A 5,248-nucleotide genomic window follows, 5' to 3' on the forward strand; every position below is an offset into this window, starting at 1 on the left:
CCCCGCCGCCGCCCCGCCGCCCGCGGCACCCGCGGCACCCGCGGCACCCGCGGCACCGCCCCGCGCGCCGCAGCCGCCCGCCCCGGCCGGCACGCCGGCCACCACCCCGGCGGGCCGGGCCGGGCGGTCGCCGGTCCTCTCCCCGCTGGTGCGCCGGGAAGCGGTGGCGCTGCACGTCGACCTGGGCTCGGTCCACGGCACCGGCCCGGGCGGCCGGGTGACCCGCTCGGACGTCGACCACGCCGGCCACCCGCCCGGGCGGCGCAGGATCTCGCCCCGGGCCCGCCGGCTGGCGGCGGCCGCCGGGGTAGACCTGTCCGGCGTGACCGGCACCGGGTACCTGGGCGCCATCCGCGGAGCCGACGTCGAGCGCGCCCAGCCGCCCGCCGCGCCCGCACCCACACCCGCGCCGGCGTCCGATTCGCGCGCCGCCGCGATGCGCGGTGTCATCGCCGCGCTCATGGCCCGGTCCAAGCGGGAGATCCCGCACTACTACCTCACCGAGACCATCGACCTCACCGACGCGCTCGCCTGGTTGCGGGAGCGCAACCGGCTGCTGCCCGTGCCGCGCCGCATCGTCCCCGCGGCGCTGCTGCTCAAGGCCGCCGCGTCGGCCGCGGCCGAGGTGCCCGAGCTGAACGGTTTCTGGCGGGAGGACCGGTTCGAGCCCGCGCCGGCCGTCCACCTCGGCGTGGCCGTGTCGCTGCGCGGCGGCGGCCTGGTCGCGCCTGCCATCGCGGACGCCGCCGCCCTCACCCTGCCCGACCTGATGGACCGGCTCCGGGATCTGGTGGCGCGCACGCGCGCGGGCCGGCTGCGCGGCGGCGAGCTGACCGCACCGACCATCACCGTGTCCAACCTGGGCGACCAGGGCGTCGAGTCGATCATCGGAGTGATCTATCCGCCCCAGGTGGCGCTGGTCGGGTTCGGCACGATCGCCGACCGGCCGTGGGCCGTCGGCGGACTGCTGGGCGTACGCCGCCTGGTGACGGCCAGCCTGGCGGCCGACCACCGGGCCACCGACGGCGCCACCGGAGCGCGCTACCTGCGCGCCGTGAACCGGCTGCTGCACCGACCGGAGGAGCTGTGAACAGAGACGACATGACCCTGCTGGTGCGCCGCGCGCTGCACGAGGTGGCCCCGGAGGCCGACCTCGACCGGCTCGCGCCCACCGCCGACCTGCGCGAGACGCTCGCCCTGGACTCGCTCGACTTCCAGCAGTTCGTGGAGTTGCTCAGCGAGCGCACCGGCCGCCGCGTCGACGAGGACGACTACCCCTACCTGACGACCCTGGCCGACACCGTCACGTACCTGTCGGCGTAGCCGGCGGCCGCGCACCACGGGGCCGGGGAGCCGCCAGGATCGTCAGATGAACAGGAGCTGGGCGCCGTCGGTCTTCTCGATGAAGTCGGCAGCGCTGATGATGCCCTCGACCTCCGCACAGAGGTCGCCCTCGTCGAGGTGCAGCATGTCCGCCGACATCCGGCACGCCCACAGGTGCCCGCCGGAGTCGGCGATCTGGGCCAGGAACTCCGGCACCTCGGGCACCCCGGCCTCGGCGATCTGTCGCTTCATCTGACGGGTCGCCACGGCGGTCATGCCGGGCAGGCCACCGAGGCCCTGCGGGAGGTGGGTGGCGGTGTTGCCGAGCGGCGTGAACTTCAGGTCGCGCATGCGGGACTTGGTGATCATGTCGAAGCCCCAGAACGTGAAGAACAGGTGCGTCTCGACGCCCTCGCCGAGGGCGGCGTTCGCGAGCACAAGGCCCGGGTAGGCCATGTCGAGGTTGCCCTTGGAGCAGATGATGGCGAGCTTGCGCCCGGCGGTGCCGCCGTCGAAGTCCGGGATCACCGCGGGTTCGGCGTGAACTGTCATGGCAGGTCTCCGATCACACGCAGCCGCGCGGCTTGGGCAGGCCGGCGATGTAGGCCATCTTCTTCGCGGGCTTCTTCGGGAACAGGGTGAACAGTTGCCTGGTGGGAATGCCGCCGACGACGCTGACGCGCCGCAGGGTGGCGGTCTCCCCCTGGGAGCGGTAGTCGTCGCGCAGGAAGCGCAGCGCCTTCCAGTGGGCGTCGGTCAGCTCGATGCCGATCCGGGCGGCCAGCGTCTCGGCCAGGTCCTCGTCCCATTCGCCGTAGACGGTGAGGAAGCCCTCGTCGTCGACGTGGACGGCGCGCCCGGCGATCGTCGCGACCTTCATGGTGTCACTCCTCGGTGTGCTTGCCGGCCATCGACATGTGCGCCGGCAGTGGTATCGGGCGGCCGGGCAGCAGCAGGTGCCAGTAGGCCCAGCGGAACGCGAGCTTGCCCCAGTGGTTCACGGCGCGCTCCTCGAGCAGCCGGAACGGGCCGACGCCCGGCAGCGGGTACGTGCCCGGCAGTGGCTGCGTGTCGTAGTTGAAGTCGATGAGCAGACCCTTTCCGTCGCCGGACTCGACGAAGCAGTTGGCGTGCCCGTCGAACCGGCCGGTCATCGGCCGGCCGGCGATGTGCTGGAGGAAGTTGCCGACGAAGACGTCCACGGAGAAGTGGGCGACCGACCCGGCCTTCGACGTCGGGATGTCGTTGGCGTCGCCGAGGGCGAAGATGTCCGGGTGGGACCGCGACAGCAGGGTGTGCCGGTCGACCGGGACCAGGTTCAGCTCGTCGCCCAGGCCGGACCGGGCGACGAACTCGGCGCCCATGTTGAGCGGCACGGTGACCAGCAGGTCGAAGGGGATCCGCCGGTCGTCGTAGGAGACCAGCGTGGTGCCGTCCACCCGCTCGACGAGGAAGTCGGGCTCCACGGTGACGCCCCGGTGCTCGAGCATGGTGCCGAGCCGGCGGGTCGCGACCGGCTGGGTGAAGGCGCCCGGCAGCGGCGTCGCGTAGACGAGGTCGGTCCGGTCGCGGATGCCGCGCCGGCGGAGGTGGGCGTCGGCCAGGAACGTGAACTCGAGCGGCGCCACCGGGCACTTGATCGGCATGTCGACGATGTGGGTGACCAACCGGCCGCCGCGGAAGTCACGCAGCGCCGACGCGAGCTGGAGCGCGCCGTCGTAGGTGTAGAAGTCGAAGATGCTCCGCCGCCACTGACCACCGTCGAGCATGCCCGGCGTCTGGTCGGGTCGCGGCTCGACCCCCGTCGCGATCACCAGCCGGTCGTAGGGCAGCCGCCTGCCGCCTGCCAGCCGCACCTCACGCAGCTCAGGCATGACCTGGTCGATGTCGGCGCATATCACGTCGACACCCTGCGGCAGCAGGGGCCGGGAAGGCTTCGCCACCTGCTCCGGCCGGTACGCGCCGAACGGCAGGAACAAGTATCCGGGCTGGTAGTGATGGACGTCGCTGCGGTCGACGACGGTGATCCGCCAGTCGCGCGGCAGCCGGCGGTGCAACCTGTTCACGACCATGGTGCCGGCGGTGCCGGCGCCGAGCACGACGAGGTTTCTCACGACGCCACCTCCACGGTGATGGCGACCTCGGGCGGCCGCGCCAGGCTGTTGTGCACCGTGCAGTGCTCGACGACGGCCTGCAGGCCGGGCCGGCGCCCGGGCGGCAGACCGGCGGGGGCGGTCACCGTGATGCTGATCGCGGCCACCCGGGCGGGCCGGTCGCCGGCCATGGCGAAGCCGGCCTGGATCGCGAGACCGTCGCGGGCGACACCGTGCCGGGTGAGGTAGCGACCGGCGTAGAACGCCACGCATGACGCCAGCGCGGCGACGAACAGCTCCGTCGGCGTCGGTGCCGCGTCCCCGCCACCGGCCGACGGGGGCTGGTCGACCAGCAGGCGGTGGTTGCGGACGGCGATCTCGTAGCTCTCGCCCCCGGCGGGCCGGACCACCATCTCGTCCGCGACTGTCATGGCGCACCTCCTGCGCCCAGCGTGGGCGCACCACCGGGCCCGGCACAGAGGACACCGGCCCGATCGGACGGGTCCGCCGGACCGGATCCGGGTCCGATGCCCTCGCGACGGGGGTATCCCGGCCCTGCCCCGGTCGCGACGGGCGGCGCGATGCTGGCACCAGGACCCCACAGCGGGAGGCTCGTCATGAAGAAGCTCCTGACGCTCGTTCAGCCACGCGAGATCGTTCCGGCGATCGACGTGCGCGAGGATGCGACGCCGGTGTGCCGCCCCGACACCCGGTCGCGGCGCCGCACCCACCGCGGCATGCGGACGCCCTCGTCGCAGCTGCACCGGTGACCGGGCGCGCCGGGGCTCCGCCGCGATCCGTCAGGGAACGAGGACGGCGGCCCCGGTGACGCGGTCGGCCTCGAGGTCGGCCAGCGCCCGGTCGGCGGCGTCCAGCGGGTACGGGGTCACCGCGACGCGCAGCCGGTGCTCGCCGGCGAATCGCAGCAGCGCCCGGCCGTCCTGCCGGGTGTTCGAGGTGACGCTGCGCAGGGTCCGCTCCTGGAACAGGTGGCGCTGGTAGTCCAGCGCCGGGATGTCGCTGAGGTGGATGCCGGCTACGGCGAGGGTGCCCCCGCGGTCGAGGGCGGCCAGCGCGACGGGCACCAGGTCGCCGACGGGCGCGAACAGCACGGCGGCGTCGAGCGGCTCGGGCGGCGCGGCGTAGGCGTCGCCGGCCGAGGACGCGCCGAGGTCGAGGGCCAGCCGGCGGGCGCCGGCGGAGCGGGTGAGCACATGCACCGTCGCGCCCTCGGCGAGGGCCACCTGGGCTGTCAGGTGCGCGGAGGCGCCGAAGCCGTAGATGCCGAGCCGGCCGCCGGGTGGCAGGTCGGCGCGGCGCAGCGCGCGGTAGCCGATGATGCCCGCGCACAGCAGTGGCGCCAGTTCCGCGTCGCTGTAGCCGGGCGGCAGCCGGTAGGCGTACTCCTCGCCGACCGTGGTGAGGTCGGCGTAGCCGCCGTCGGCGTCCCAGCCCGTGTAGCGCGAGTGCGGGCAGAGGTTCTCCGCGCCCCGGCGGCAGTAGGCGCAGGCGCCGCAGGTCTCGCGCAGCCACGCCACCCCGACGCGGTCGCCGGGCCGGAACCGCGACACCCCCGCGCCGGTGGCGGCGACCTCGCCGACGACCTCGTGGCCGGGCACGACGCCGGGCCGGTGCACCGGCAGGTCGCCGGTCACGACGTGCAGGTCCGTGCGGCACACCCCGCAGGCGGCCACGGCGACGAGCAGCTCGCCCGGCCCGGGCGCCGGCTGCGGGCGCTCCGTCAGGTGCAGGGGGCGCCGGGACAGCGGCCCCGGCGCCCGCGTCTGCCAGGCGCGCATCGTCGCGTCACCGCGCCCGGTCGAACTGCCGGG

Annotated in this window: 8 protein-coding genes; 3 read left to right on the forward strand and 5 right to left on the reverse strand. The window is 74.5% G+C overall.

What is annotated here, in order from left to right; all coding sequences use genetic code 11:
- A partial coding sequence (locus Sya03_RS30310) for a 2-oxo acid dehydrogenase subunit E2 (protein ID WP_203941885.1) occupies positions 1-1,090 on the forward strand: 1,090 nt, incomplete at its 5' end.
- Positions 1,087-1,323, forward strand: a complete 237-nt coding sequence (locus Sya03_RS30315) for an acyl carrier protein (protein ID WP_239107968.1) — start codon at positions 1,087-1,089, stop codon at positions 1,321-1,323. The genes Sya03_RS30310 and Sya03_RS30315, both read left to right, overlap by 4 nt.
- A 42-nt stretch (positions 1,324-1,365) precedes the next feature.
- Here Sya03_RS30315 and Sya03_RS30320 read toward each other — a convergent pair whose 3' ends face one another.
- Genes Sya03_RS30320 through Sya03_RS30335 form a run of 4 tightly spaced genes read right to left on the reverse strand, consistent with a single transcriptional unit; the run spans position 1,366 to position 3,847 of the window.
- A complete protein-coding gene (locus tag Sya03_RS30320; protein ID WP_203941886.1) occupies positions 1,366-1,875 on the reverse strand; it encodes a DsrE/DsrF/DrsH-like family protein in 510 nt (169 codons plus the stop codon).
- Between the two features lie 13 nt (positions 1,876-1,888).
- Positions 1,889-2,203: a TusE/DsrC/DsvC family sulfur relay protein gene (locus Sya03_RS30325; RefSeq protein WP_203941887.1), complete on the reverse strand. Its 315-nt coding sequence runs from the start codon at positions 2,201-2,203 to the stop codon at positions 1,889-1,891.
- Between the two features lie 4 nt (positions 2,204-2,207).
- The gene (gene sqr / locus Sya03_RS30330; protein ID WP_203941888.1) at positions 2,208-3,437 is read right to left on the reverse strand and encodes a type III sulfide quinone reductase, selenoprotein subtype; all 1,230 of its coding nucleotides are present in this window, start codon (positions 3,435-3,437) and stop codon (positions 2,208-2,210) included.
- A complete protein-coding gene (locus tag Sya03_RS30335) occupies positions 3,434-3,847 on the reverse strand; it encodes an OsmC family protein (protein WP_239107969.1) in 414 nt (137 codons plus the stop codon). The genes sqr and Sya03_RS30335 overlap by 4 nt, the downstream gene beginning before the upstream one ends.
- 186 nt (positions 3,848-4,033) lie before the next feature.
- On the opposite strand from Sya03_RS30335, the gene Sya03_RS30340 reads away from it, so the two are divergent.
- Positions 4,034-4,186: a hypothetical protein gene (locus tag Sya03_RS30340; RefSeq protein WP_203941889.1), complete on the forward strand. Its 153-nt coding sequence runs from the start codon at positions 4,034-4,036 to the stop codon at positions 4,184-4,186.
- Positions 4,187-4,216: 30 nt separating this feature from the next.
- Here the strand turns inward: Sya03_RS30340 and Sya03_RS30345 are convergent.
- Positions 4,217-5,248: zinc-dependent alcohol dehydrogenase family protein (locus Sya03_RS30345; protein ID WP_203941890.1), on the reverse strand; the 1,032-nt coding region annotated here is incomplete at its 5' end.

The organism is Spirilliplanes yamanashiensis (assembly GCF_016863475.1).
Lineage (GTDB): Bacteria > Actinomycetota > Actinomycetes > Mycobacteriales > Micromonosporaceae > Spirilliplanes > Spirilliplanes yamanashiensis.